Genomic DNA, 24,645 nt, shown 5'->3' with positions numbered 1-24,645 from the left:
CCAAAAATACAGAAAAATATGATCTCGCCTAAGCTTGAAAAATTTCTGCAATCATGCATCGCGCACTACCACCACCATACTTTTCAATCGTGTACAACGGCGATTGAACAATATCTCCATATTCCGATAGTTGCTCCTTTTGTTTTTCCGTGAAATGCTTGAATGCCTGTTCGCTCATGACGATCAATGATTGTTCTCCATTTTTACTGCGCAAGGCAAGGATATTTCCGCAAAAGTGATTCATCTGATCTTCGGTAATCGCCATGATTTCACGACCGCTCGACCGCAATGATTCTTCTACCAATTCACGCTGATTTTTATCTTTAATGCTATCTAGACAAATTACCGCAAACTGATCCGCAATAGCCATCATCACATTGGTATGATAAATAGGCAAGGGCTCACCATCCACATTTTGCAAAGCTTCAAACACAAGAGATTTATAACCTAAATCTTCACAAAAGCGATCTACCAGTGTTTGCGTAGCTCGTGGAGATAGTGAACAATATGCAATTTTATTGACTCGATCTAAGACCAAAACGCCCGTTCCTTCTAAAAACAACTGTTGTTCCTCGTAAATCGAATAATCGATAATCCGCTCGAACTCAATGCGCAATTTTTGAAGCTCGCCGAGCACATTGAGCTTTCGCTCTCGCCTGCGATTTTCTGCAAACATCGGATAAAGCACCGCTTTGCTTCCATGAAATGAAATAACATTGTTTGGAAAAATGCTATCCGGTGTGTCAAGTTCTCCTGAATCTTGCACAACGATTACGCGAATACCGTTGTTTTCCAATGCTTCAACAAAAGCATTGAACTCCGTCAGTGCCAATTCCTGCGTATTATTGGCCGTGTCTTCCTCGGTTTGAAAATAATTATTTACGGCAGTATCCTCATTCTTTCTGAAATGGGATGGCTTTACCATCAAAATGGTGTCGGTTGATTGTCTCATAGGTTTACTCGCGATAAAGTGGCAACGTAGAACAGCGCAATAATCCTTCCTGTTTTCCAATTTCGTGGTAAGGAATTTCCTCGACTTGAAATCCTTGCTCGCGAAGCCAAAGGTTCAATCTCGTAAAGCGCTGTTCGGAAACAACAACCTCGGGAGAAATAGAAAAGACATTGCTATACATTTGGTACATCTCCTCGGCGGTGATCCGAAACAAATTTTCTTCTCCAAATAAATCGACCAAATAACGGCATTCCTCCTGATCTCTAAATCCACCTTCGAAGATGATAGCTTTATCGTATCCAACAGGCTGAAAACAACAGTCTAAATGCAATGCGTTGGCTCGCGCATCCGTCATGGATTTGATTAAATCGAAGGATTTCACTTTTTTATTCGGGAAGAGTTCACGCATGAAATCGATAGCTTGCAGGTTTGTTCGCGCGGTATTCAATTCGCTGTAATCATCGCCGGAATATGTTCCGATAAACAGATGATCATTCCAAACTAGCACATCGCCACCTTCCACATGCACTTCTTCCGGTGGAAAGATGACTTTCGCCGGATCGATTTGCTCAACGATATGTTGGATAGCAGTCCACTCATCTGCCCGATCGGGTAGAATATTGGCTTTGATAAATAGATCGTCGACCGCAAAACCTATGTCTCGCGTAAAAATCTGATTCATGTTTTCCACCAACTCCGGCCGCAAAACCTGCACATCGTGTCTTTCAAGCACAGCACGAAAAGCCTCCATTTCAGACACCATATCCGCTTCTTTCGGATAAGTTCCTGCTTTGATGTGTTCCAAGGATTTTGGATCGTATGCTTCATCCTGTGTTGGCGTTGCGCCGTTGGAAACGGCCGTTCCCAAGATGACAGATTTTAATTTACTGGTTTCGTTTCGGACAGATATTTTCATCATAACAGCTCCTTGTAAAGGTTCGGGTTCCATCTAAATTTAAGGAAATTTATTGGGAGTTATTGGAATTGGGTCTACCATACGTGGGATCAATCGGTTGCGTTAATTATCTAATAATTTCTTTAGAACGAACGAGGATGCAAAGATCGATTTAACTTTCTATTCGGGCGATGTTTTGTTTCTGATATAATGAACAGTTTGATCTAACCAATCTGCTCCAAAAGCGTCCAACGGAATCTCCGGCTGTATGCCGACGTTTTCGTAAGCAAGGTGTTTTTTCAAACCCTTCATATCCGTCGGGTAAAAAACGAAACGACCGCTAGGCAAAGTGATTTCCTTGCCATAATTACTTCCGTAGGTCAGCATTCCGCGCGTAGTTTCTCCAAGCGAGACGACATTCTTCTTTCCTTTAAGCGCTAAGATAAATTGTTCCGCATTGCTAACCGTACTGCTATTTTGCAGGATGAATAGTTGTCCGCTATATTGCTTTAAAAAAGCCAGAAATTGCTTCGATGTTTTGTATCCACCTCCACTATTGCCTCGAAGATCGACAATAAGATTTTGTGCAGTTATTTCCGAACGAACATTACTTAAAAACCGCGTAGCGATGCCAATATTTCTATAGTTGGATTTAAAGCTACCCAACCTTAAATACCCTATTTCTTCGCCCAACTTTCGGTACTCGTAATCTTCTTTTCCAAAATGTTTGGGTGCATAGGCCTTCTCAGATACCTTCACGTAACTAGAATTGCCTAATTTACCATTTATCAGTCTCACTCCTCGATTTAGATAAAATACGAAAGGAGGATTCGTTAAATGGATAACATCTGAAGCTCCATCCTTACCTTTCATCAAAATTAGTTCTAATTGACCAGATCGCTTATTTCGAAAATGGTATATGCTTTCATCTTTAATGACACATAAAAACGTATCCTTTTTTAACCGATGGATATAAATGCCCTCTAATTCATCATCATTATTCGTCGCGTAATTTCGAATTAATTCAGAACGATTGGAATCAATACTTGGATACTGAAATTCAAGATTTGATCCCGGCTTAACCCAAAAACCTAAATGGTTGTCTTTAATCGGATAAATTAATTGCGCCAATTTTTTATAAGCTTCCAAATCATCGGCTGTTTGAAGTTCTTTCCGAAGTTTTAAATAAAGCTTACGATATGATCTACTTCCCTTCAATTGAGCTTTGTAGGAAGGCATTTTCCGAATTTCCTTATACAGAAAATCTAAATCGCTAACGTTGTCCGCTTCCTGCGCCGAAAGATTGACTATTGCAACGAAACAAAAGATGATGGTTAATAACACATTCAGCATTGATAAGATATAATTTCCTCAAAAAAACACATATTTGTCTTTGATAACTCCATTTATGTGCAAATTATTCTAAAAATTCTTTTTCGTCATCTTTCAAAATTTTCAAAAGAAAAACGAGTTGCCATGGCACAACGCTCTATTTTTTCTTGTCGCTTGTACAGATTTCGCACTTATGAGCCTATTCTTCTCTATTGATGCACTGGAGGATTTTTTAAAAGGCACCGATTTACCCAAGGGAGGCGGAAAAAGCAGATTTACCGCAATATTTGCTTTGATCTCAATCATAGTTTGGTACACATTTTCATTCATTCTAGTGCACAAGATGAAGGTTTCTAAGATAGATGGAACGAGCCCATATTTCAGTTATGTCCCGAGCAAAAGAGCTAAGATCGTAGTTTATTCTATAATTGCGATCACGCTATTCAGTCCAATAATTATAGTAACTCTATTAACAAATAAATAATGGCGCATTTTTCCTGTAAAAAATCTTTTAGAGAATGATGCTCAAACTGTATAAACTCCCCAGCAAAACCTGCTCTATAGAATTACTTATCATTATGTGATTCTTTATTTAAATGTCCTGAGTCATAAAACACCTAGCCCCGATTTGATTACAAGCTTCAGGGATTTGCAAACATTCCAGCGATTCACTTTCCTGAAATTTGAATCATGGAAAAGAAACACATTTTACTAGGTCAACAAGGTTTGGCTGTGCCTCCGATCGGATTGGGCTGCATGGGCATGACCGGGTTCGAAGATGGACATATGTACGGACCGGCAGATGAACAAGAAGCGATCGCTACGATACATCGATCATTGGAATTGGGCGGCAATTTTTTGGATACCGCCGATCTTTACGGTCCATTCAAAAACGAGCAGCTTATCGCGAAAGCAATAGAAGGAAAACGTGATCAATACATTTTAGCAACCAAATTCGGTTGGGAAATCGACGACAATGATAAAGTAACTTGGGCGATCAATGGTAAAAAGGAATACGTTAAAAAATCATTAGAGCGTTCGTTGAAGAATCTTAAGACCGATTTCATTGATTTGTATTACCTACATCGTCTTGACAAAAGTACGCCGATTGAGGAAACGGTAGAAGCAATGGCGGAACTAGTCAAAGAAGGAAAAGTTGGTTATATCGGCTTGTCGGAAGTTTCTCCTGAAACCGTGAAACGCGCGCACGCGATCCATCCAATAAGTGCTGTTCAAAGCGAATATTCCTTGTTTGAGAGAACGGTGGAAGAGCGTGGATTATTGACAACTCTTAAAGAGTTGGGCATTGGTTTCGTGGCATATTCCCCGTTGGGACGTGGATTTCTATCAGGTGACATTAAAAGCGTAAACGATTTGCCGGAAAAGGACTTTCGCCGAGCAATACCGCGCTTTCAAGGCGATATGTTCAACAAGAATCTTGAGTTGGTGAAAGCTATTGAGAAAATGGCTGCCGAAAAGAATATCACATCATCGCAATTAGCGTTAGCTTGGATCGTCAGCAAAGGTATCGTACCAATTCCCGGCACAAAACGCAGAAAATATTTGGAGCAAAATCTTGCCGCAGCTGACGTTAAATTATCCGAATCCGATCTTGCCTTGTTGGAAAGTATTGTGCCTTTGGGCACCGACACTGGAGCGCCGTACGACGAATTCAGTATGGGACTAATTGATTAAATTTGTTTATGAACTCCATCAATTCTATATCCGAATTTCACAAGCTGCTGTCTTTGCCGGAGCCAAACCATCCGCTCGTGAGCGTTATCAATTTAGAAGATAGTGTCTTTTCCGAATCGGATATTTGGAAGAGTTTTGTCAACCGATTTTACTGTGTGGCACTCAAGCGCGATGCAAAAGGTAAAATCAGGTATGGGCAGCAACATTATGATTACGATAAAGGTGTTCTGAGTTTTACAGCACCTAATCAAGTACAACAACTGGATCTGCAAACCATGGAATGCGGATCCGGTTATTTGCTAATTTTTCATCCGGATTTTCTACTGCAACATGCGCTAGCGAACAGCATTCATCAATATGGCTTCTTTGATTATGCCGTTCATGAAGCGCTGCATTTATCCGCGGAGGAAGAAGCCGATTTGATTGAAATTCTTCACAAGATTGACAAGGAATGTCGACATATTGACAAGCATACGCAGGATATTATTTTGACGCATATTGAAAGCTTATTAAAATACTCTGATCGATTCTATGAACGTCAATTTTTTACCCGAAAAGGAAATAATTCGGCATTGCTCGAACGATTCGAACAATTGATTGATAATTACTTCAAAAGTGATGTGAAAGCATTATTAACCGTTCAGTACATCGCATCAGAAATGAATCTTTCACCGAATTACTTAAGTGATATGCTTCGTGTACACACCGGTCAAAATACCCAGCAACACATTCACGAAAAATTGATCGCGAAAGCGAAAGAAAAACTATCTACCACGAATCTTTCGATCAGCGAAATTGCTTACGCGCTCGGCTTCGAGCATGCGCAATCGTTCAGCACTTTGTTTAAAAAGAAAACTAGTTTATCGCCATTAGCATTTCGTCAGGCTTTTAACTAACCAAAGCAGATCATTGTTTCTTTTGTAGATTCACTTGATCGCTGCGTATTTTCAAGTTTTCCTGTTGCGCACTTGTCCCTAACAAACCAGCTGAAAAGATGCTCAAATAGTTACGTACAACAAATGACAGAGGTCACTCTTTTTTCGCGAATAAAAATCGTATTTTTGCGGTCGAAAACGCTAGGTAAAACAGGTGTTTCAAAAAACTGCTAACTGAGCAGGTTTATAGATGTGTAAAAGAACAAGTTAAGCGCAAACATGAGCAACATATTTTACAGTGAAAAATTTGAAGATCGTCACAATGGGCCACGTGCTACAGAAGTAGACGAGATGTTACAATTTTTAGGGGTTTCTTCTTTGGATGAATTGATCGAACAGACCGTTCCGGCGCCGATCGTTCGACCAGACATGAAGCTACCGAAAGCCCTTAGCGAAGTCGCGTATCTAGAGCGTGTGAAAAATATTGCTGAGAAAAATAAAGTTTTCAAATCTTTCATCGGGCAAGGTTACTATAATGTCGTTCTTCCAGGTGTTATTCAGCGTAACGTTTTTGAAAATCCAGGATGGTACACGCAGTATACACCGTATCAGGCGGAAATTGCACAAGGTCGTTTGCAAGCATTGCTAAACTTCCAAACCATGGTTTCTGACCTAACCGGAATGGAAATCGTGAACGCCTCGTTATTGGACGAAGCGACTGCTGCGGCAGAAGCGATGTTCATGTTGTACAGCGCACGCAAAAACAAACAAGCAAATACATTCTTAGTTAGCGAGGATATATTCCCTCAAACGCTGGACGTTTTGCGCACACGCGCAACGCCATTTGGCATTGAAATTCGCGTAACGAATGTGACTACGGAAAGCTTAACAGAAGATATTTTTGCTTTATTGCTTCAATATCCTGCGGCATCAGGTGCTGTAAGCGATTACAAAGCTTTGGTCGAAGCTGCTGCGGAAAAAAACATTACCACTGCGGTTGCTGCGGACTTACTTTCATTAGCGCTGTTAACTCCTCCGGGAGAATGGGGAGCTGATGTCGTTGTGGGTAACAGCCAACGTTTCGGCGTACCGATGGGCTTCGGTGGTCCACACGCAGCATATTTTGCTACGAAAGACGCTTTCAAACGTTCTATTCCAGGTCGTATTATCGGTGTAACTTCCGACGCAAGTGGAAAATATGCTCTTCGTATGGCATTGCAAACGCGCGAACAGCACATTCGTCGTGATAAAGCTTCCTCGAATATCTGTACAGCGCAAGCACTTTTGGCGATCATGGCTTCTTTCTACGCTGTTTACCATGGTCCGAAAGGAATTAAAAATATCGCTTCGCGTATTCACGATCTAACGCGTTTGGCAGATCAAGCGATTCAAAGCTTAGGATATGTACAAACGAATGAATCGTACTTTGATACATTGCGTTTTCACGTTGCAGGACAAGCTGGTAATTTGAAAAGCGAAGCGTTGAACAACGAGTTGAACTTCTTCTACGAAGAAGAATTTGTCAGCCTTTCTATCGACGAAACAACCACTTTCGAAGACATTAAAACGATCGTCAAGGTATTTGCGAAAATCAAAGGTTTGTCGGTTAACGAGGTGGATTTAGATCCATTCGTTGATCAATTGACTGACGTGATTCCATCTGATTTAGTTCGTCAATCAGCATATTTAACGCATCCAATCTTTAATAGCTACCATTCTGAAAGTGAAATGTTACGCTACATCAAATCATTGGAAGCAAAAGATCTTTCGCTTTGTCATTCGATGATTCCGTTGGGATCATGTACGATGAAATTGAATGCTACCTCAGAAATGATTCCGGTTACTTGGGCGCGTTTCGGCAGCTTACATCCATTTGCGCCAGCGGATCAAACTTCTGGATATATGCAATTGTTGGATGAGTTGAATCAATGGTTGGCAGAAATTACAGGTTTTGCTAAAATGTCCTTCCAACCGAATTCAGGCGCTCAAGGTGAATATGCTGGATTGATGGTTATTCAAGCTTATTTGGAAAGCAAAGGACAAGCGCACCGCAACATTTGTTTGATTCCCGCTTCGGCACACGGAACAAACCCAGCTTCGGCTTCGATGGCTGGATTAAAAGTTGTTGTTGTAAAATGTGATGAGCGCGGAAATATCGATGTGGCAGATTTGAAAGCGAAAGCAGAAGAACACAGCGATAATTTGCATTCTTTGATGGTGACTTATCCGTCAACGCACGGCGTGTTCGAAGAGCCTATTATCGAAATCTGTAAAATCATCCACGAGCACGGCGGACAAGTTTATATGGACGGCGCAAACATGAACGCACAAGTTGGATTGACTAGCCCGGGCTTTATTGGCGCAGATGTTTGTCACTTAAACTTGCACAAAACATTCTGTATTCCTCACGGCGGTGGTGGTCCTGGTATGGGCCCGATCGGCGTTGCCGAACATTTGGTGCCATTCTTACCAAATCATACGGTTGTTCCCGTTTCTGGCAAAGAAGGAATCAGCGCTGTTTCTGCAGCTCCTTTCGGGTCGACTTCCATCTTAGTTATTCCTCACGCATACATCGCGATGATGGGTGGCGACGGATTAACGACAGCAACTAAAACGGCTATTCTAAATGCAAACTACATCAAAGCGCGTTTGGAAGGCCACTATCCAGTATTATACGCTGGTGCAAACGGCCGTTGTGCGCACGAAATGATTTTGGATTGTCGTGGCTTTAAAAATATAGGCATTGAGGTTGCAGATATCGCAAAACGCTTGATGGACTACAGTTTCCACGCACCAACTGTTTCTTTCCCGGTTGCGGGCACTTTGATGGTTGAGCCGACTGAATCAGAATCAAAAGCCGAGTTAGACCGTTTCTGCGATGCATTGATTGCTATTCGTCAGGAAATTGCTGCGGTAGAAGCTGGAGAAGTGGATGCTAAAAACAACTTGTTGAAAAATGCACCGCACACCGCGCAGGTGGTTATCGACGATGCATGGGAAAGACCATACAGCCGTCAAGAAGCTGCTTACCCATTAGCATACTTACGTGAGAACAAATTTTGGCCTTCGGTTAGCCGCGTGAACGAATCGCAAGGTGACCGTACATTAATCTGTTCTTGTCCTCCAATTGAGGCGTACGAAGAAGTCGAAGCATAAGCTGAGGTTTATCGTTATATTGAAAAATGGGTTTGCTTTTCGGCAAACCCATTTTTTATGGTTTCATGTGAAACCACTACTTTTCAAACTTTTCTTGATAAAAGTTTGGCAAACCACGAAGTGCTCAGCGAAGCTAAATCAAGACTGGGGAAAGGAAAGTTTTCAACCAGAATTTATACGATTAAGAAATTCCGTCATTCCGAACCCTAGAATCGAAGTGTGAAGCAATCCAATGACATCACGAAATTACAACCATATCAACACCAGCAATTAGGTTGCCGCGTCGTTCCTCCTCGCAATGACGGCTTTAGTGCCGTGATTATAAAAAAAACAGCTTTACTAATCAACAACTTCACAGCTTTACAAACCTATTAACCTCATCCATATCAACTCCAATAATTAGACTACCGCGTCGTTCCTCCTCGCAATGACGGCTTTAGTGCCGTGATTATAAAAAAACAGCTACGCAAATCAACAACCTCAAGCTTATCAACTCCATAAACTCTCATTAACCTTATAAACTTCCCAACATCTTCACGTACTAACCCAATCCACAATAAAATCCCTACTTTTGCAGCATGGCTTCGGGAAAACTTTATTTGATACCAGTACCATTGGCAGAAGGTGCGGAAAAAGCATCTTACACGATCTTACATCAGGATATTATCCAATCCGTAGACGAATATATTGTGGAAAATGAGAAAACAGCTCGTCGCTTTTTAAAGCAGGCTGGAATTAAAACTCCGCAAAGCGATTTAGTTATTCATGACTATGGAAAGCACGTCAGAGATAAAGTAAACTACAATGAACTTTTCCAAAATTTGATAGCTGGAAAAGATGTTGGTTTGATGTCCGACGCAGGCTGTCCTGGCGTTGCAGATCCAGGCGCTGTAATTGTCGCAGAAGCTCATAAACGTGGTATCCACGTTTGCCCTTTAGTCGGACCAAGTTCTATTCTGCTTGCTTTGATGGCATCCGGATTTAATGGTCAGCAGTTTACATTCTGGGGCTATCTGCCGATCGATAAAGCTGCGCGAAGCCAAAAGATCAAAAGTTTGGAATCAGCGTCAGCGAAAGAACACGTCAGCCAAATCTTTATCGAAACACCTTTCCGTAATAATCAATTGCTGGAAGAGCTGCTTCGCACCTGCAAACCAACAACGAAGATTTGCGTAGCATGTAACCTGACCGCGGATGATGAATTGATTATTTCCCAAACTGTGGAACATTGGAAGCGCCGAAAACCGATTGACATCCACAAAAAACCAACTATTTTTCTGTTATATGCTTCTTAATATGCGTACATTTAAAAAGATCGTCTAAATAGTATAGCAACAACATTACATAAATAGCAAAGAATGTCCGAATTATCTCCTGAGTTAATGGCCGAAATGCAGCGCCTGACCATATACGTGATGCTGACAATTCTCGGCGTCTGGATATGGTTTGCGTATAGCGTCCGCCAAACATTACTGACAATTAAATCGGAAAATCGCTCCATGCTACCCAATCAAGCGTGGTTTTTGGCTGTACCGCTATTCAATATTTTTTGGAACTTCGAAGTTGCGAAACGGTTATCGTATTCCTTCAACAATGAATTCTTCGACCGCAAAGTTGCTGTGGAAGAAATGCCAAGTTTGAATGTAGGAAATCGATATGCTTGGTCGTTTTTAATTTATAATATTCCCTTTTTCCCGGACTTCATTCGGTTGTTGGCATTCATTCTTTGCCTCACTTATTTTATATCTTATTGGTACAAAATTTCACAATTCAAGAATTTGATTTTAGATCACGAAACGTGGAAAATGGACAAGCTAAATAAGAAAACAGATGACAATTAAGGAATTAACAAACTATTTAGAGCAAATCGCTCCATTGAGTTACCAAGAATCGTATGACAACTCTGGCTTGATTGTAGGAAACTCAAATGACGAAGTTCACCGCGCATTAATTTCTTTAGATTGCACGGAAGATGTCGTCGATGAAGCGATTGCAAAAGGTTGTGACATTATTATTTCACATCATCCCATCGTTTTCAAAGGTTTGAAACGATTTACGGGAAGCAATTACGTGGAGCGGACGGTAATGAAAGCGATTCAAAATGGCATCGCATTATACGCCATCCACACAAATTTAGACAATGTTTTAGGTGGCGTAAATTCGAAGATTGCTGAAAAGTTAGGTTTGGAAAGCGTTTCTATACTTTCTCCCAAGAAAGGGATCCTTAAGAAGCTTGCCGTTTTTGTTCCACGGACGCATGTTGAGGAAGTTCGGCAAGCTATATTTGATGCAGGTGCCGGTCATGTAGGCGAGTATGACGAGTGCAGTTACAATACAGCCGGTTACGGAACGTTCCGTCCGCTAGAAAATGCAAACCCAACGATTGGTGAAGTTGGCGCGCAAGAGCGCGTGGAGGAAACGAAGATTGAAGTTGTTTATCCAGCTTATCGCGAGCGTCAAATTTTAGTGGCCATGTTTTCAGCGCATCCATACGAAGAAGTCGCTTATGATATCATCGCTTTAGAGAATCTTGTTTCGAGCATTGGCGCTGGCGCCATTGGAAATCTTCCAGAAGCGATGAATCCGAAAGCATTTTTGGGTTACCTGAAAGATCGATTGAACGTGCAAGTGATTCGTCATACACATTTGCTTGATAAACCTATTCAACGCATAGCGGTTTGTGGCGGTTCCGGCGGTCAATTTTTACGCGAAGCGAAACAATCTGGCGCAGATGTATTTATAACGGCGGACTATAAATACCACGAGTTTTTCGATGCCGAAGATGATCTTATTATTGCGGACATTGGGCACTACGAAAGTGAACAATTTACGCAGGAATTATTGTTGGAAATAATTCAGAAAAAATTTGCTAACTTTGCTGTCCTGTTGACTGAAACAGAGACAAATCCGATAAAGTACTTTATTTAATGGAACAAACTGTAGAACAAAAACTAAAAGCTTTATGGGCATGGCAATCGATCCATACCAAAGTTGATAAAATTCGCCAGGTTAGGGGAGAACTGCCTATCGAGGTTGCTGATCTTGAAGATGAAATTGCCGGTTTGGAAACACGCAACGAAAAAATTCGTAGCGAGTTGGACGAATTGGAAGATTCTATTGTATCGCGTAAAAATATGATCAAAGATGCGCAAGCAGCGATCAAAAAATACGAAGCGCAACTAAACGAAGTAAAAAACAATCGTGAGTACGATGCAATCACGAAAGAAATCGAGCTACAAGGCTTAGAAATCCAAGTTTGTGAAAAACGCATTCGCGAAGCAGAATACGAAATCAACAACAAAACCGAGCTTTACGAAACTACCGAAGGCAACGTGAACTACAGCAAAGGGGAGTTGGATGTGAAGAAACAAGAATTGGAGAACATCACTTCTGAAACTCAAAAAGAAGAAGATGGCCTTTTAAAACAAGCAGAAGCTTCCGAGAGTAACATCGAAGAGCGTTTGTTGAAAGTTTCTAATAAATTGCGCAACTCGTTCCGTAATGGTTTAGCAATCGTTTCTATCGATCGCGATGCTTGTTCAGGTTGTCACAACAAAATTCCTGCGCAAATGCAGTCAGAAATCAGACAACGCAAGAAAATATTGGTATGCGAACACTGTGGTCGTATCCTTGTTGACGAAGAAATCGCTTCGGAAGAAGCGTAGTCAAAAACACTCATTTTTTTAAAAGTCCTCAATTTTCCCTTGAGGACTTTTTCTTTTTGTAGTAACCCCACTACAAAAAAAAATACTCTCCATTATTTGGTGTTTAAACACCTAAAATTCAGCTATGTTTGCGCGTCATAAAGGATATACTGTTATGTATTCTTTGAATAAACAATTAAAATAATGGCAACACCAAACCGCCTTGACTACATCGCACCTAAAGTAGATGTGATGATTATTGAGCTCGATTACAGCATAGCCGCTGGTTCAGTAAAAGTAGATGTTTACCCAACGTCCGATCAGGACATGCAACACGTTTGGGAAGACTCTATCGAAGATCAACAAGAAGTTTATTGGTAAAAGATCAATGTCAACTATTATGAAAATTAGAATTCATATTTACTTCGCACTTCTTTCTTCATTGCTTATCGCCTGCGATAAAAACTATCTTCAGGAGAATACATCAATTAATATCAATATTATCGGCTTAGAACTTTTTGAAGAAAACCTAAACAACCAAAATAATAATACCACAGCGCATCGTTCTGCAACAAGCGACCCAAAACTGATCAATTTAAGCAGCACTACCCTGGAGATTCCGTGGGGTGAAGGATTAGGCGTTTCATTAACTCTATCTCCGACCGGACAAGGAAGTGATTATCATTCCAACGTTCGCAATACAACTACAGAACAGAGGGCTTCGACTGCGTCTGAAACACATCCTTCCGTATCTAAACTAGAAAATGGAATCAAATATCGCTTATTAATATATGATGCCGAAGAGACTAAAATGATTGACACCATTTTCACGGTGGGTCAGGCCTCGAATAACATCTCCACGCTAAATGGCGGGGAAACATACACTTTTGTTTTATACTCTATAATGAGCAAGGAAAACGTTCCATCTGCTCCATCAAACAAACTTTCGGCGTCCCTATTTGATAACATATCTGGTGATATGGATTTCATCTATTTCAAAAAAACGATTACACTGGAGTCAGGGAGAAACGATCTGAATGCGGTGATGAAACATCAATTTAGTCAAATCACTACCAATATTAATGCTACCGAAATCGGACAAGTGCAAAAGGTTTTGGCAAGAATAAGCGATCATTATGTAAATCCTAAAATAGCGGTTTCAACTGGACAAGTAGCGGATTATGGGACTAAAGCATTTAACGGAAAACTCCTACCGTTCCCATTGGAGCCGAGCTCAAACGCTACAAGCAACCCTGTGATCATCTGTAATAATGGATCTAGTGCTAGTACGTTGACCCTAGACGAAATTACTATAAATGGCATCACTAAGCGCGGAATTAGTATTCCAAACATTCCATTGACGCCGGGCGTTAAATACACCTTAACTCTTAACGTAAAGACATTTACTCCAGATGAGGATCCGGGTATCGAATTAGGGAATACCATTTATGCTCCTGGAAATCTGTTGTACGACTGGGAAACCGACACCTATCGCTTTTCAGGATCTGGTCGAGGTAGCTATTGGTTCAAAGACTACATCAAAGCTAGAAGAACAGATTTAGATAGTAAAGGCTGGGGGGAGAATAATCAGCGGCCACGATTTGAGCTCAACGGCGGATCTGGTGATCCGTGTACAAAGGTGTCACCGGAAAATAGTTGGCGTCTGCCAAATAGATCCGAAATGGAAAATATTCGCACGGCGACTGAGCCACAAGCAAAAGGTCATCCCGGGCCAAATGTATATGCCCCACTACGTTACGTAGAAGAAAATTATGAAGGCACGGGTAGGCATGGAATGTTTTTCGGAACACAGGTAAAGCCGAATCAAGCGGAGAATTATCTATTTATATCGTTTGAAGGAATATACAATGACAATAGTAATCCCAACGATGTAAACACCACCGCTTGGTATATGTTAAAAAATGGAAATGCTTTTGAAAGTATGCAGATTGGACCAAATATTTATACGTTCGGTTTTCAACCACTTGACGACAATGTAGCGCTTTCGATTAGGTGTGTGAAAGCAGATTAAAAACTGACATAGTGACCAAAAGTTTCTGAAATTTGGGAACAGGAAAAACAAATAATTATCTAGCATGCTGCCTAACGGAATTAGTTGGGCGCATGTATAGATTCTGCTAAAAGCTGAACAGCATCCTCCAAACTACAGTCTTTCAATACGACATCCTTTTTACCGTCTAATAGGTAAAAGGTAGGCGAAGCCTTTAGGTCGTATAGATTGTGCCCGATAATCGACTTATCGAGATTGATGCCATTTACGCAATAGCTAGGAATATATGGCTGATATTCTTCCCAAGATTTCTGATCGGCTGTAGCATATATAGCTAAGATGGCCACATCACCACGCTCCACCCATGATTTCACCTCGGGAGTAGCATGCAATTTATCGATAGCGTCCGCACATCCTCCACAGCCTGGCTCATAGAAAAACAATAGCGTAGGAATCTCGATTTGGCTATACAAATCATTTTTCGTTCCGTCTGGCGTTTGATAGGAAAAATTTGCCGCTTTAGATCCCGGATTGTTTCTTTTCAACAAATTCAATCTTTCCGAAAATCTCGCCCGCTCATACTCTTCAAATAAATTCGATTTGGAAACAAATGCTAACACAGGAAAGTAAAGCATTTCATTGTACATTGGCGAATTCGGATCGTACAGGTATCTTTCAAAATTGTCTAATAGGTATTTTAATGCAGTCGGCGTCTTGGAAGCTCTATCGAACGTATTGTTAATCGCTTCCACATAATTGGAATATTCGCTTCGTTGCGCAAGATCTAAAAAGTCGACAACAGCCTGCTCGCCGACATCTGGTGTTTGAAAGTTGGTCGTATCGCTAAAATCGTACGCTTCCCAGTAATTTAAAATTGTTGGAACCTGGTCACTTTCTTTTGCACGCTCACCGCAACCCATCAATGAAGTAGCCAGTACAAAAATCCAAACGATAGCCGATTTTACCATAATATGCTGTTAGGCAATCAATAATTATCTATTTCCAAATAATGAGGCAAATAAGCCACCCTTCTTTCCATACCCGCTTTTTTGCACTCCCCGTAAGTTGTATAAAACGGAAACAATGTCTTTCTCTCCATGCCGCATGGCGACGATAGCTTTATAAATAGAACCCCAATCTGGTAGCCCGCCCAAATTCCGATCATCAATGAATAAATCAGCAGTCAATTTACGAGATGCGGTACTGATTTCTTCTTCTGGAAAATTAGCATTGTGCGCGTAGAAAGTCAATCCTTTCGAAGCACAATAGTCGATGGCTTCCTGAAGTAATTCACCCTCACGCACGGTCCACAAAATTAACGTATGTCTCTCCTGATGAAGCTTTAGCAAAACTTCGATCGCAAAAGGAATAGGTTTACCAATCTTAGGGTAACGATGCTCGACAATTGTTCCATCAAAATCGACTGCTATGATCATGTTTTAATCTTTCGGTTCGAACAAATATAGCATTTTCTGCACGCTGTTAAATCGTTGGCGCTTCTCTCCGCACGCAACGTACATTCATAAACCAGGATTGAATCAAACTTCCTCCCAACGCACCGATTGATAAAATGCTTACTGCACTAGGAGATACGTCGTTGTGAGGACCGTAAAGTGCTGAGTTTGGAACCCGAAAAGCGTTATAATAGTATGCTCCCAAATTAACAAGACTTCCTTCGATTACTCGAGAATTTGACCAGAGATAAACTTGAGTGCCTCTTCCAATAGGTGTTCCTTGAATCCTAACAAGCTGTCCCAGCAATTCAATTTGTGTACCATAGCCATTCATGTTAAAACGAAGCCTATTCGTCCCGTAAGGATCAACGGTTCCCTCTGCGGTGTATTCCAAATAACCCAAAGATGACTGCGGAACAACATGATAAGTAGCCAACGATGAGGGCGTCGTTGTTAATGCGACCGGAGAAGCGCCTAATGTATTGAAGTCATTTATATTGGCCTGTCTCCAAATGCTCAGCCCATCCCTAGGGCGGGAAGTTGGATAGACTTGCGAACATGGATCATCGTTTACGCCATACCAAAAAGGGGAATTTGATCGAAATGGAAAAAAGGATTCCCGAGAATCATCGTGCCGCGTAGTACTTCTAAAGCGATGTGGTTCGTTGGATATTGGCACACCTTGCGGAGTTGATTTATAGTACAAATTACTCCTTGCCCAGGCCACATTCCCTATACGCAAGGCAGATTCAATTAAATCTATTTTGGCATTGTAGGTTTGTCCTGAATTGATCTGCACGTTGGGAAAGCTAAATGTTTGGTTGACGTTTGAGAATATCCGCGTTATATTAGCATCCTCCATCCAAGTGGTAATGGATCTAAGCTGTACACCGACTGCATTTACATTTACAGGTGTCGCAGAATACAGGTACAAAACCTTTCGATTCAGTGCGTTATCCGCAGCATTTTTGAAACGGCTTAGTGAAAATTGTGCCGGCAAGGTATAAGCCTGCGACGAAATAATCGCAGAATCTCTTAATCGAAATCGACCTCTTGTAAATCCTAACTGAGAAGGGTTGACAATGCTTACATTCAGATCTCTGATGCTGTCGGCAAATAATCCGCGCGTATCTACCTCTACCGCAAGGCGAGCCACTTTATGGTTAAAGTTAATACGAAGGGGGTGTACGCCCGCCGTGGAAATGGTAACTCTACCTGTTGCGTAGATAAATTCAGAATTCTCTCCTGTGGTCACGTCGGCATTACTGCTTAAGTCCGTTAGTGGAGGAATATCTGCTGTCGAGTTGTAGGAATAAGCAACCCATCGATAAGTATCTCCACGAACGACATCAATTTGTTGTGTGGTATCCGTAGGAGAGCTCGTTGAAGACCTAAGCATTTTTTGACGCCAAAACACTTCGCCTTGTGCGCCGATTTTATACAGCACAAGCCTAAATTTAACTCCGACCGGCATAGGCTTTGATACTGCAGCCTTCGAATCATTTATTCTCTTTGCGCTAGCTAATGCACGCACCCCAGACTCCGTCGCTTGCTCAGGCAACACCGAAGTAATCGCATCAAATGCTTTACCTTCTGCATATTCCTGACTAATCGCATCGTTCATCGAATTATTAACTGATTTAGATAGTCCTGCCTTATGAAACTCAGCAGATGCACGAGCAATCGGTTCCGCATCAGTAAGCGAATTCTCGCTAATGCCGACTTGCACAGTTAGCATCGTAATGTTTTCCGGATGAACTTCTTCTGTAGAAGACCGCTTTTGACATCCGAATATCATTGGCACAAATAACAAATAGGTGGCTAAGCGCGATGGATTCCTACCAACTCGACGCAAAATGAACATATTTTCCATGACATTATTTCTTAATTGATTTACAAGTCAAAAGATTCATAATGCTCTGCGCGGATCTCCCACTCGGTAATGGTAGGCTGGTTAGCCATATCGTTACTTGGAGATACGGTGGCTGAGGATGCCGCAATTGGATGCTCAATCTCTACATAGCATACGTGTAGAATTGGCGGAACGTAGGTACACAATTCATTTCTCATAAAAGGTAAATTAGCAAACACTATCAATTCAGAATTATATCAAATGGAATGAAATAACTCTAATCACAATTCCTCATAGGTGTGTCAAACATCTGTTAATATGCATGTTACAACATTTAACGCGCATGACAGTAGCATTTAAAAATAGATAGATAACAAAACATCATCAAGAAAATATATGCGTAAATTTGAAAATTTGACAAATGTTTACCAATAGTTAACAACATTCATTTTACAAGGAAAAATTGTTTGCGAAAAAGCAAAATAGCCGAATAAAAATACACGGTCGCGATGCGGATATATCGAATTATTAAATACTTACGCACATAAACACGGGTTTACAATACTATTATTTAATAGAAAATAACTAGCTTGTAAATAATCCAGAGAGCGCTGCAAAAAAGATGCATACTCACATTTAAAATTATGCGATGTAGCTTAGCATCTACAAATAGTACATAAATAGAAGCGGAAGATCTTTGCTTCTGCTGGACTTTGTAATTTTGCTTTAGGATATCGCTGTCACCGCCTTATATTTGTGCTGACATAAATACTCAAAAGATCGTTTGCAAGGAACGTAACTTAAAATGAAGATACTCGTAGTCGTCACAGCATTTATGGTCGCCTTTGTGCTAGGTCGTATGTTGCTACCATATGTGTTGTTGGTTAGTTACAGAAAACGACTATTCGACCCAATAGACATCCGTAAAACACATACACAACTGGTTTCCCGTTTAGGCGGAGTGACTTTTGTTCCTATACAGTGTGTTTTGATGGTCATGACACTTATTTTATGTTACAAGAATGGATTAGTCGATTTTAACTTGGAGGTGTTTGAGATTTATCCTATGATCATGGGGCTTGTTTGCGGCTTAGTTGTCCTCTTCATTGTTGGAATATCTGACGATCTAATCGGAGTAAGTCCGCGCACTAAGCTGTACATGCAAATTTTGGTTGCAGGCTTTTTGCCGCTATCCGGAGTGTGGATAAACGATTTCTATGGTGTCTTTTTCATCACACAAATTCCTTTTTGGGTAGGCATTCCGCTTACCGTTTTCGTTACCGTTTTAATAATCAATGCCATTAATCTGATCGACGGTATTGACGGCTTATGTTCAGGATTGGTTTTGGTAGGATGCCTCGTGTTAGGAACACTATTTATGATAGATAATGCTTGGCTACACGCGTTATTTGCTTTTATCACCGCTGGCTTACTATTGCCCTTTTTTCACTACAATGTATTTGGAATTTCTCGCAAAAGGCGTAAAATCTTCATGGGTGATGCTGGAAGTTTAACTTTAGGGCTTTCCATGTCTTTCCTAGCCGTAAGCTACGCCATGAATAATGAACACATCAAACCTTTCTCTGAAGGCGCTGTCGTTGTAGCATTTACCGTCTTATTTGTTCCCGTTATGGACGTAGCGCGTGTAATGATGGTAAGAATTCGATTGGGTACTCCATTATTTAAACCTGACCGAAGTCATATACATCACAAACTACTAGATACGGGCATGTCGCACCAAAAAGCCATGATAACCATTATATCGCTTGCCGGCTTTTTTTGTATATTTAATGCAGTGGCCGTGCAACTGATTAGCAACAATATTGTATTAGCTGCAGATTTAGTCTTGTGGGGCATATTTCACACAATCGTCGACAAGGCGATCAAAAGAAAGGAATCGCCTCAGGTTGAGTCTAGCTATAAGAAAAACAATGAAACAAATCGTGTAGCAACAGATCGTTTGAAGTGAGTTCAAGCATGAAAATAAAACAGTTTAATTAACCTTTCTGAATGAAAATTGCAATTATTGGAGGATCAGGCTTCGTCGGAACAAACTTGTTAAACCTTTTGAGTAAGGATCAAGATTTTACGACTATAAACATCGATATCAATCCGAGTGTCGTTCATTCCGAGCTTACCGTAGTGGGCGATGTGCTCAATCAGCCTTCTTTAGAAAAAAACTTGGCGGGTGTAGATGCTGTAGTTTTGTTAGCGGCGGAGCACCGAGATGATGTATCTCCGATTTCGCTTTATTATGATGTAAATGTGCAGGGTATGCGTAATGTATTGCAAGCCATGCATAGCCAAGGTGTTAAACGAATTATTTTCACAAGTTCTGTCGCCATCTATGGTTTGGATAAAGATAATCCGGGCGAAAGCTTTCCAGCCGATCCATTCAATCATTATGGAAAAAGCAAATGGCAAGCCGAACAGGTGCTGCAAGACTGGTATAAAGACCATTCGGACTGGTCAATTCGCGTTGTGCGGCCAACAGTCGTTTTTGGGGAAGGGAACCGGGGAAATGTGTACAATTTGCTCAAACAAATTGCCTCAGGAAGATTTATGCTAATCGGCAAAGGAAATAATCAAAAATCCATGTCGTACATTGGAAATATAGCGGCATTCTTGCGCTATCTAACAACAGACGTACAACCGGGTGTAGAAATCTTTAATTACGTTGATAAGCCTGATTTTACGACTAAAGACTTAGTGCGCCAAACTAGCGCCGTACTTGGCAAAAAAATCCCTACTACAAGCATCCCATATTGGTTGGGAATGTTGGGCGGATATGGGTTTGACGTACTTGCTTTTCTAACCAGAAGAAAATTGAGCATCAGTTCGGTTCGTGTTAAGAAGTTCTGCGCGGTAACAAAATACGATTCAACGAAGGCCATGAATTCGGGCTTTAAACCGCCATATACCATGCAAGAAGGATTGCAAAGAACGCTTTCATCAGAGTTCGGAAAATAAATTATCATAAGTACTATTTTAATAGCATGTTCAAAGCTTTCATCCGCAAATACTTTAAAAACTTCACTTACTTTTATCAGTATTTGCGGCATCGTATTTTCGTAGTCATTCTGTTGACCTTTCTTTTTGGCGCAATGGATGGACTTGGCTTGAGCATGTTCTTACCCTTATTTCAGATCGCCGCAAACAAGGAAAGTGGAGAGGCAACAGCAGCAGTAGAGGATAATTTTTTGACGAACTTCTTTACTAGCGTAGGTATCGAATTCTCGTTGCTCAATATGCTTATTCTTATGGTAGCCTTTTTCTCGTTTAAGGGTTTGTTTTATTACATCAAATCCATCAACGATGCTAAAGTTTCGCGGTACTTTATCGTTTCTACGCGTAAAAATCTACTAGAGAAATTTTCGCGCTTATCCTTCCGTTATTTTATTAAGTCTGACGTTGGCGCTATTCAAAACTTGATGACCAACGAGATTAACAACTTATTGTATGCTTTTCGTGATTATCTAATTATTATCCAAAAAGGGGTGATGGTTATTGTGTACATGATCTTCGCATTCGCTATGAACGCGGAATTCGCCATATTGATTATTTTGGGAGGTTTGCTCTTCAACTTTATTTTTCAGTGGCTTTATAAAATTACCATGTCTGCATCGAGAAAGCTCGTAAAAGAAAGTAACAATTACCAAGGCACTATCATACAGCTGGTATCCAATTTTAAGTACTTGAAAGCGACGGGTTTTGTAAGAGATTACGCGAAACGGGTAACGGGAAATATCGAATCTATTGAATCGGTCAACTACCGTTTGGCAAAAATTGGATCTGTGACCGGGGCAATCCGCGAACCAATATTGATTTTCGTGGTTGCCTCAGTTATATTGCTTCAGGTTTACGTTCGAGATAGCGCATTGAGCACAATTATCGTCAGTTTACTTTTCTTCTATCGCGCACTTACTAATGTGACCGATCTACAAGCACAATACAACTATTTCTTGGGCAAAGTGGGAACAATGGAAAACGTCGCTTCCTTTTCAAAAGATTTAGACGCCAATCGTGAAGTCAATGGAAAGGTAAATTACGAAAAACTACATTCGAGCCTTTCGTTTCAAAACGTAACTTTTGCCTATGGTGATCACCACATCATAAAAGGTATCAATTTAGATATTGCAAAAAATCAAACTGTTGCTTTAGTAGGCGAATCTGGCAGTGGAAAATCTACTATGGTAAATATCCTCGCGGGCCTATTAAATACAAACGGTGGCAAATATTACATCAATGGCGAAAGCTTAGAAAACTTAGATAAATATTCGTTTCAAAAACGGGTTGGCTATATATCTCAAGATACGGTAATATTTAATGCCAGCATATATAATAATGTAACGCTATGGGCAGAGAAAACGCCGGAAAATCTGAAACGTTTTGAGGATGCCATACATCGTGCGCACTTAGCTACGTTCGTGGGTGCGCTGCCCGATAAGTCGGACACATTGCTGGGCAACAATGGAATAAACCTAAGTGGTGGACAAAAACAACGTGTTTCGATCGCTCGTGAATTGTTTAAAGAGGTCGATATTCTTATTTTAGATGAGGCTACCTCGGCGCTAGATTCTGAAACGGAAAAGATAATTCAGGAAAATATTGATGCTCTAAAAGGACAGTTTACTATTATCATTATCGCTCACCGTTTGGCAACGGTTAGAAATGCTGATAAGGTGGTGCTAATGAGCGATGGACAAATTATAGGCAGCGGCGATTTTGAAGAACTGAAAAATTCGTCGTTGAAATTTAAAAAAATGGTGCAACTGCAGGAGTTGTAGGGCTAATTCTTAAACTATTCAAAGGCACAATCAATGTTATCAATTATTATCTCTTCATATAACGCTCAATATTTCGAAGCTTTAGAAAAGAATATATCGAAAACTTGTGGGATTCCCTACGAGATCATAAAAATTCATAATCCTGGCATCTATGGTATTTGTGAAGCTTACAATATTGGGGCAGATAAATCTTCTTTTGAAAATTTAGTGTTCTGCCATGAAGATATAGATTTTTTCACAAACGACTGGGGTAAAATTCTTTTGGAGGAACTTGAATTGCCAAATTGTGGTATTATTGGTTTAGCGGGTGCAAAATATTATCCTAATGCACCGATAGGGTATTGGCAACTGAACACTCAGTCTATGTACAATATCGTTCAAGTTGCTAACGGCAAATCATATCATTACAAAATTAATCAATCGCAACCTGTGGAAGTGTTAGATGGCGTCCTACTAGCAGTGAAAAAGGAAAATTTTTCTAAGTTTAGGTTTAACCAAAACCTTATTGGGTTTCACGCGTATGAAATTGACCTTTCTTGGCGCGCTAGCCAAAGTCTTACAAACTATGTTACCAGCAGAATAACTGTTAAACACTATTCCAATGGGAACCCTGATAAAAATTGGTTTTTATCGCTTTTAGATTTCTCGAATGACCGTCCAGATAGAATACAATATACAGAGATTAACAATAGGCTTGAGGGGTTTGCGTTATACATCTTTTCCCTAAACACTAAGAAACATTTTCCCTCGAAAAGAGATCAAATAAAATTATTGTATAAATATTTTTCCTTTCGATACTTGGGAGTTGTCGGGATTTTTTCATTTATCAAACACTATATCTACCGCACAGCTAGTAACTAAAATAACAGAATATGACCAAAATTAAACCATTAGCTTTCTACTTGCCACAGTATCATCCGATTCCAGAAAACGACAAGTGGTGGGGAAAAGGCTTTACGGAATGGACAAATGTTACTAAAGCTAAACCTCTTTTTTCAGGACACATACAACCTAATCTTCCCGCAGATCTTGGCTTTTATGATTTAAGAGTCTCGGAAGCTCGAGAACAACAGGCTAAAATAGCTAAGGAGTATGGCGTTTACGGCTTCGTCTATTATCACTATTGGTTTGGAAATGGTAAACAGTTGCTCGAAACAGTAGCTAATGAAGTGTTATCTACTAAGAGCCCGAATTTTCCATTCTGCTTTTGCTGGGCGAACGAGAGTTGGACCGGAGTTTGGCATGGATTAAAGGATAAATCTTTAATTAAACAAACTTATCCTAGTGATGAAGATCTGCAAAAACATTATGACTACCTGATAAACTTCTTTCGGGACGATAGGTACATCAAAGTTGAGAACAAACCACTTTTCATAATTTACGATCCGATCGACCTTCACGAACATGGCGACAAATATTTAGAAAAATTAAATAAGCTTGCTCGCAATGATGGTTTTGATGGAATTTATCTAGTAGCAAGCAACCGAAACGAAGACGAGATTGGCTACAAAAAGATGCTTTATGATGGCAAAATATCCCACGCGTTTAACAAATCTTGGGGACGACATCTAGCAAAGACACCAAATATATTTAAGAGACTTATTAGAAAAGCTACTATGACAGTTTTTAAAAATTTTCGAAAACCACAAATAGTAGATGGAAAGAAAATTTTTGCAGAGATGAATTTTGTGAAAGCAGACGTGGAGACCTATCCGATGGTACTCCCAAATTGGGACAATACGCCAAGGAGCGGTATAAACGGGAATGTTATAAAAAATGCTACACCAGAAACCCTCTATCTACAACTGGATAAAGCTAAAAATTTTTTGAAAGAAAGTGAGTTGAAGGAAAATTTTTTGTTTATTAAATCATGGAATGAGTGGGCAGAAGGAAACATTCTGGAACCAAATAGACAACATGGTTTAAAATTTCTAGAAACTCTCCAACAATTTTTATCTAAAGATTAGCTTTTACTAAAATTATTGCTTGCAA

21 protein-coding genes are annotated in these 24,645 nt (G+C 40.4%); 14 read left to right on the top strand and 7 right to left on the bottom strand.

Going from position 1 to position 24,645, the window contains the following annotated elements; all coding sequences use genetic code 11:
• Window positions 1-28 precede the first annotated feature (28 nt).
• From ctlX to ACFSQ3_RS05225, 3 genes are all read right to left on the bottom strand, one after another.
• Window positions 29-952 (bottom strand): citrulline utilization hydrolase CtlX, encoded by a 924-nt coding sequence (gene ctlX, locus ACFSQ3_RS05235; RefSeq protein WP_380868167.1) that lies wholly within the window; start codon window positions 950-952, stop codon window positions 29-31.
• Window positions 953-956: 4 nt separating this feature from the next.
• Window positions 957-1,871 (bottom strand): dimethylarginine dimethylaminohydrolase family protein, encoded by a 915-nt coding sequence (locus tag ACFSQ3_RS05230; protein ID WP_380868165.1) that lies wholly within the window; start codon window positions 1,869-1,871, stop codon window positions 957-959.
• A gap of 156 nt (window positions 1,872-2,027) precedes the next feature.
• Entirely contained in the window at window positions 2,028-3,200 is a 1,173-nt protein-coding gene (locus ACFSQ3_RS05225; protein ID WP_380868163.1) for a S41 family peptidase, read from the bottom strand.
• Between the two features lie 669 nt (window positions 3,201-3,869).
• Between ACFSQ3_RS05225 and ACFSQ3_RS05220 the strand changes: the two genes are divergently transcribed.
• The 9 genes from ACFSQ3_RS05220 (at window position 3,870) to ACFSQ3_RS05180 (ending at window position 14,581) form a co-directional block, all read left to right on the top strand.
• A complete protein-coding gene (locus ACFSQ3_RS05220) occupies window positions 3,870-4,874 on the top strand; it encodes an aldo/keto reductase (protein WP_380868161.1) in 1,005 nt (334 codons plus the stop codon).
• A gap of 8 nt (window positions 4,875-4,882) precedes the next feature.
• Entirely contained in the window at window positions 4,883-5,770 is an 888-nt protein-coding gene (locus ACFSQ3_RS05215) for a helix-turn-helix domain-containing protein (protein ID WP_380868159.1), read from the top strand.
• Between the two features lie 258 nt (window positions 5,771-6,028).
• Entirely contained in the window at window positions 6,029-8,905 is a 2,877-nt protein-coding gene (gene gcvP, locus ACFSQ3_RS05210; RefSeq protein WP_380868158.1) for an aminomethyl-transferring glycine dehydrogenase, read from the top strand.
• A 578-nt stretch (window positions 8,906-9,483) separates the two neighbouring features.
• Entirely contained in the window at window positions 9,484-10,200 is a 717-nt protein-coding gene (locus ACFSQ3_RS05205) for an SAM-dependent methyltransferase (protein WP_380868156.1), read from the top strand.
• Between the two features lie 63 nt (window positions 10,201-10,263).
• Entirely contained in the window at window positions 10,264-10,746 is a 483-nt protein-coding gene (locus tag ACFSQ3_RS05200; RefSeq protein WP_380868155.1) for a hypothetical protein, read from the top strand.
• On the top strand, window positions 10,736-11,833 hold the full coding sequence (locus tag ACFSQ3_RS05195) for a Nif3-like dinuclear metal center hexameric protein (protein ID WP_380868153.1): 1,098 nt from the start codon (window positions 10,736-10,738) through the stop codon (window positions 11,831-11,833). Before ACFSQ3_RS05200 ends, ACFSQ3_RS05195 begins: the two co-directional genes overlap by 11 nt.
• Window positions 11,833-12,570, top strand: a complete 738-nt coding sequence (locus ACFSQ3_RS05190) for a zinc ribbon domain-containing protein (protein WP_380868151.1) — start codon at window positions 11,833-11,835, stop codon at window positions 12,568-12,570. The genes ACFSQ3_RS05195 and ACFSQ3_RS05190 overlap by 1 nt, the downstream gene beginning before the upstream one ends.
• A 183-nt stretch (window positions 12,571-12,753) precedes the next feature.
• Window positions 12,754-12,930, top strand: coding sequence for a hypothetical protein (locus ACFSQ3_RS05185; RefSeq protein ID WP_380868149.1), 177 nt, complete (start codon window positions 12,754-12,756; stop codon window positions 12,928-12,930).
• 19 nt (window positions 12,931-12,949) lie between these two features.
• Window positions 12,950-14,581, top strand: a complete 1,632-nt coding sequence (locus tag ACFSQ3_RS05180) for a hypothetical protein (RefSeq protein WP_380868147.1) — start codon at window positions 12,950-12,952, stop codon at window positions 14,579-14,581.
• 80 nt (window positions 14,582-14,661) lie between these two features.
• Here ACFSQ3_RS05180 and ACFSQ3_RS05175 read toward each other — a convergent pair whose 3' ends face one another.
• From ACFSQ3_RS05175 to ACFSQ3_RS05160, 4 genes are read right to left on the bottom strand one after another with little or no spacing between them, the layout of a single operon-like run.
• A complete protein-coding gene (locus tag ACFSQ3_RS05175; RefSeq protein ID WP_380868145.1) occupies window positions 14,662-15,528 on the bottom strand; it encodes a DUF5106 domain-containing protein in 867 nt (288 codons plus the stop codon).
• Window positions 15,529-15,552: 24 nt separating this feature from the next.
• On the bottom strand, window positions 15,553-15,996 hold the full coding sequence (locus tag ACFSQ3_RS05170) for a BT0820 family HAD-type phosphatase (protein ID WP_380868143.1): 444 nt from the start codon (window positions 15,994-15,996) through the stop codon (window positions 15,553-15,555).
• A 46-nt stretch (window positions 15,997-16,042) separates the two neighbouring features.
• Window positions 16,043-17,887 carry a hypothetical protein gene (locus ACFSQ3_RS05165; RefSeq protein WP_380868141.1) on the bottom strand — a complete coding sequence of 615 codons (1,845 nt, stop codon included), beginning with the start codon at window positions 17,885-17,887 and terminating at the stop codon, window positions 16,043-16,045.
• A 20-nt stretch (window positions 17,888-17,907) separates the two neighbouring features.
• Entirely contained in the window at window positions 17,908-18,084 is a 177-nt protein-coding gene (locus ACFSQ3_RS05160) for a hypothetical protein (protein WP_380868139.1), read from the bottom strand.
• A gap of 587 nt (window positions 18,085-18,671) precedes the next feature.
• Here ACFSQ3_RS05160 and ACFSQ3_RS05155 point away from each other — a divergent pair.
• From ACFSQ3_RS05155 to ACFSQ3_RS05135, 5 genes are read left to right on the top strand one after another with little or no spacing between them, the layout of a single operon-like run.
• On the top strand, window positions 18,672-19,835 hold the full coding sequence (locus ACFSQ3_RS05155) for an MraY family glycosyltransferase (RefSeq protein ID WP_380868137.1): 1,164 nt from the start codon (window positions 18,672-18,674) through the stop codon (window positions 19,833-19,835).
• Between the two features lie 41 nt (window positions 19,836-19,876).
• On the top strand, window positions 19,877-20,836 hold the full coding sequence (locus ACFSQ3_RS05150) for an NAD-dependent epimerase/dehydratase family protein (RefSeq protein ID WP_380868135.1): 960 nt from the start codon (window positions 19,877-19,879) through the stop codon (window positions 20,834-20,836).
• A 26-nt stretch (window positions 20,837-20,862) separates the two neighbouring features.
• Entirely contained in the window at window positions 20,863-22,653 is a 1,791-nt protein-coding gene (locus ACFSQ3_RS05145; RefSeq protein WP_380868133.1) for an ABC transporter ATP-binding protein, read from the top strand.
• A 33-nt stretch (window positions 22,654-22,686) separates the two neighbouring features.
• A complete protein-coding gene (locus ACFSQ3_RS05140; RefSeq protein ID WP_380868131.1) occupies window positions 22,687-23,514 on the top strand; it encodes a glycosyltransferase in 828 nt (275 codons plus the stop codon).
• 11 nt (window positions 23,515-23,525) lie between these two features.
• Window positions 23,526-24,620 carry a glycosyltransferase WbsX family protein gene (locus ACFSQ3_RS05135; protein WP_380868130.1) on the top strand — a complete coding sequence of 365 codons (1,095 nt, stop codon included), beginning with the start codon at window positions 23,526-23,528 and terminating at the stop codon, window positions 24,618-24,620.
• Window positions 24,621-24,645 lie beyond the last annotated feature (25 nt).

Source organism: Sphingobacterium corticis, assembly GCF_042684745.1.
GTDB classification, from domain to species: domain Bacteria; phylum Bacteroidota; class Bacteroidia; order Sphingobacteriales; family Sphingobacteriaceae; genus Sphingobacterium; species Sphingobacterium corticis.
This window is presented reverse-complemented; position numbering and strand designations above follow the sequence as displayed.

Bases quoted from the DNA above. Each gene is read 5' to 3' on its own strand.
- ctlX (WP_380868167.1), bottom strand. From the start codon at position 952: ATGAGACAATCAACCGACACCATTTTGATGGTAAAGCCATCCCATTTC.
- ACFSQ3_RS05230 (WP_380868165.1), bottom strand. From the start codon at position 1,871: ATGATGAAAATATCTGTCCGAAACGAAACCAGTAAATTAAAATCTGTC.
- ACFSQ3_RS05225 (WP_380868163.1), bottom strand. From the start codon at position 3,200: ATGCTGAATGTGTTATTAACCATCATCTTTTGTTTCGTTGCAATAGTC.
- ACFSQ3_RS05220 (WP_380868161.1), top strand. From the start codon at position 3,870: ATGGAAAAGAAACACATTTTACTAGGTCAACAAGGTTTGGCTGTGCCT.
- ACFSQ3_RS05215 (WP_380868159.1), top strand. From the start codon at position 4,883: ATGAACTCCATCAATTCTATATCCGAATTTCACAAGCTGCTGTCTTTG.
- gcvP (WP_380868158.1), top strand. From the start codon at position 6,029: ATGAGCAACATATTTTACAGTGAAAAATTTGAAGATCGTCACAATGGG.
- ACFSQ3_RS05205 (WP_380868156.1), top strand. From the start codon at position 9,484: ATGGCTTCGGGAAAACTTTATTTGATACCAGTACCATTGGCAGAAGGT.
- ACFSQ3_RS05200 (WP_380868155.1), top strand. From the start codon at position 10,264: ATGTCCGAATTATCTCCTGAGTTAATGGCCGAAATGCAGCGCCTGACC.
- ACFSQ3_RS05195 (WP_380868153.1), top strand. From the start codon at position 10,736: ATGACAATTAAGGAATTAACAAACTATTTAGAGCAAATCGCTCCATTG.
- ACFSQ3_RS05190 (WP_380868151.1), top strand. From the start codon at position 11,833: ATGGAACAAACTGTAGAACAAAAACTAAAAGCTTTATGGGCATGGCAA.
- ACFSQ3_RS05185 (WP_380868149.1), top strand. From the start codon at position 12,754: ATGGCAACACCAAACCGCCTTGACTACATCGCACCTAAAGTAGATGTG.
- ACFSQ3_RS05180 (WP_380868147.1), top strand. From the start codon at position 12,950: ATGAAAATTAGAATTCATATTTACTTCGCACTTCTTTCTTCATTGCTT.
- ACFSQ3_RS05175 (WP_380868145.1), bottom strand. From the start codon at position 15,528: ATGGTAAAATCGGCTATCGTTTGGATTTTTGTACTGGCTACTTCATTG.
- ACFSQ3_RS05170 (WP_380868143.1), bottom strand. From the start codon at position 15,996: ATGATCATAGCAGTCGATTTTGATGGAACAATTGTCGAGCATCGTTAC.
- ACFSQ3_RS05165 (WP_380868141.1), bottom strand. From the start codon at position 17,887: ATGGAAAATATGTTCATTTTGCGTCGAGTTGGTAGGAATCCATCGCGC.
- ACFSQ3_RS05160 (WP_380868139.1), bottom strand. From the start codon at position 18,084: ATGAGAAATGAATTGTGTACCTACGTTCCGCCAATTCTACACGTATGC.
- ACFSQ3_RS05155 (WP_380868137.1), top strand. From the start codon at position 18,672: ATGAAGATACTCGTAGTCGTCACAGCATTTATGGTCGCCTTTGTGCTA.
- ACFSQ3_RS05150 (WP_380868135.1), top strand. From the start codon at position 19,877: ATGAAAATTGCAATTATTGGAGGATCAGGCTTCGTCGGAACAAACTTG.
- ACFSQ3_RS05145 (WP_380868133.1), top strand. From the start codon at position 20,863: ATGTTCAAAGCTTTCATCCGCAAATACTTTAAAAACTTCACTTACTTT.
- ACFSQ3_RS05140 (WP_380868131.1), top strand. From the start codon at position 22,687: ATGTTATCAATTATTATCTCTTCATATAACGCTCAATATTTCGAAGCT.
- ACFSQ3_RS05135 (WP_380868130.1), top strand. From the start codon at position 23,526: ATGACCAAAATTAAACCATTAGCTTTCTACTTGCCACAGTATCATCCG.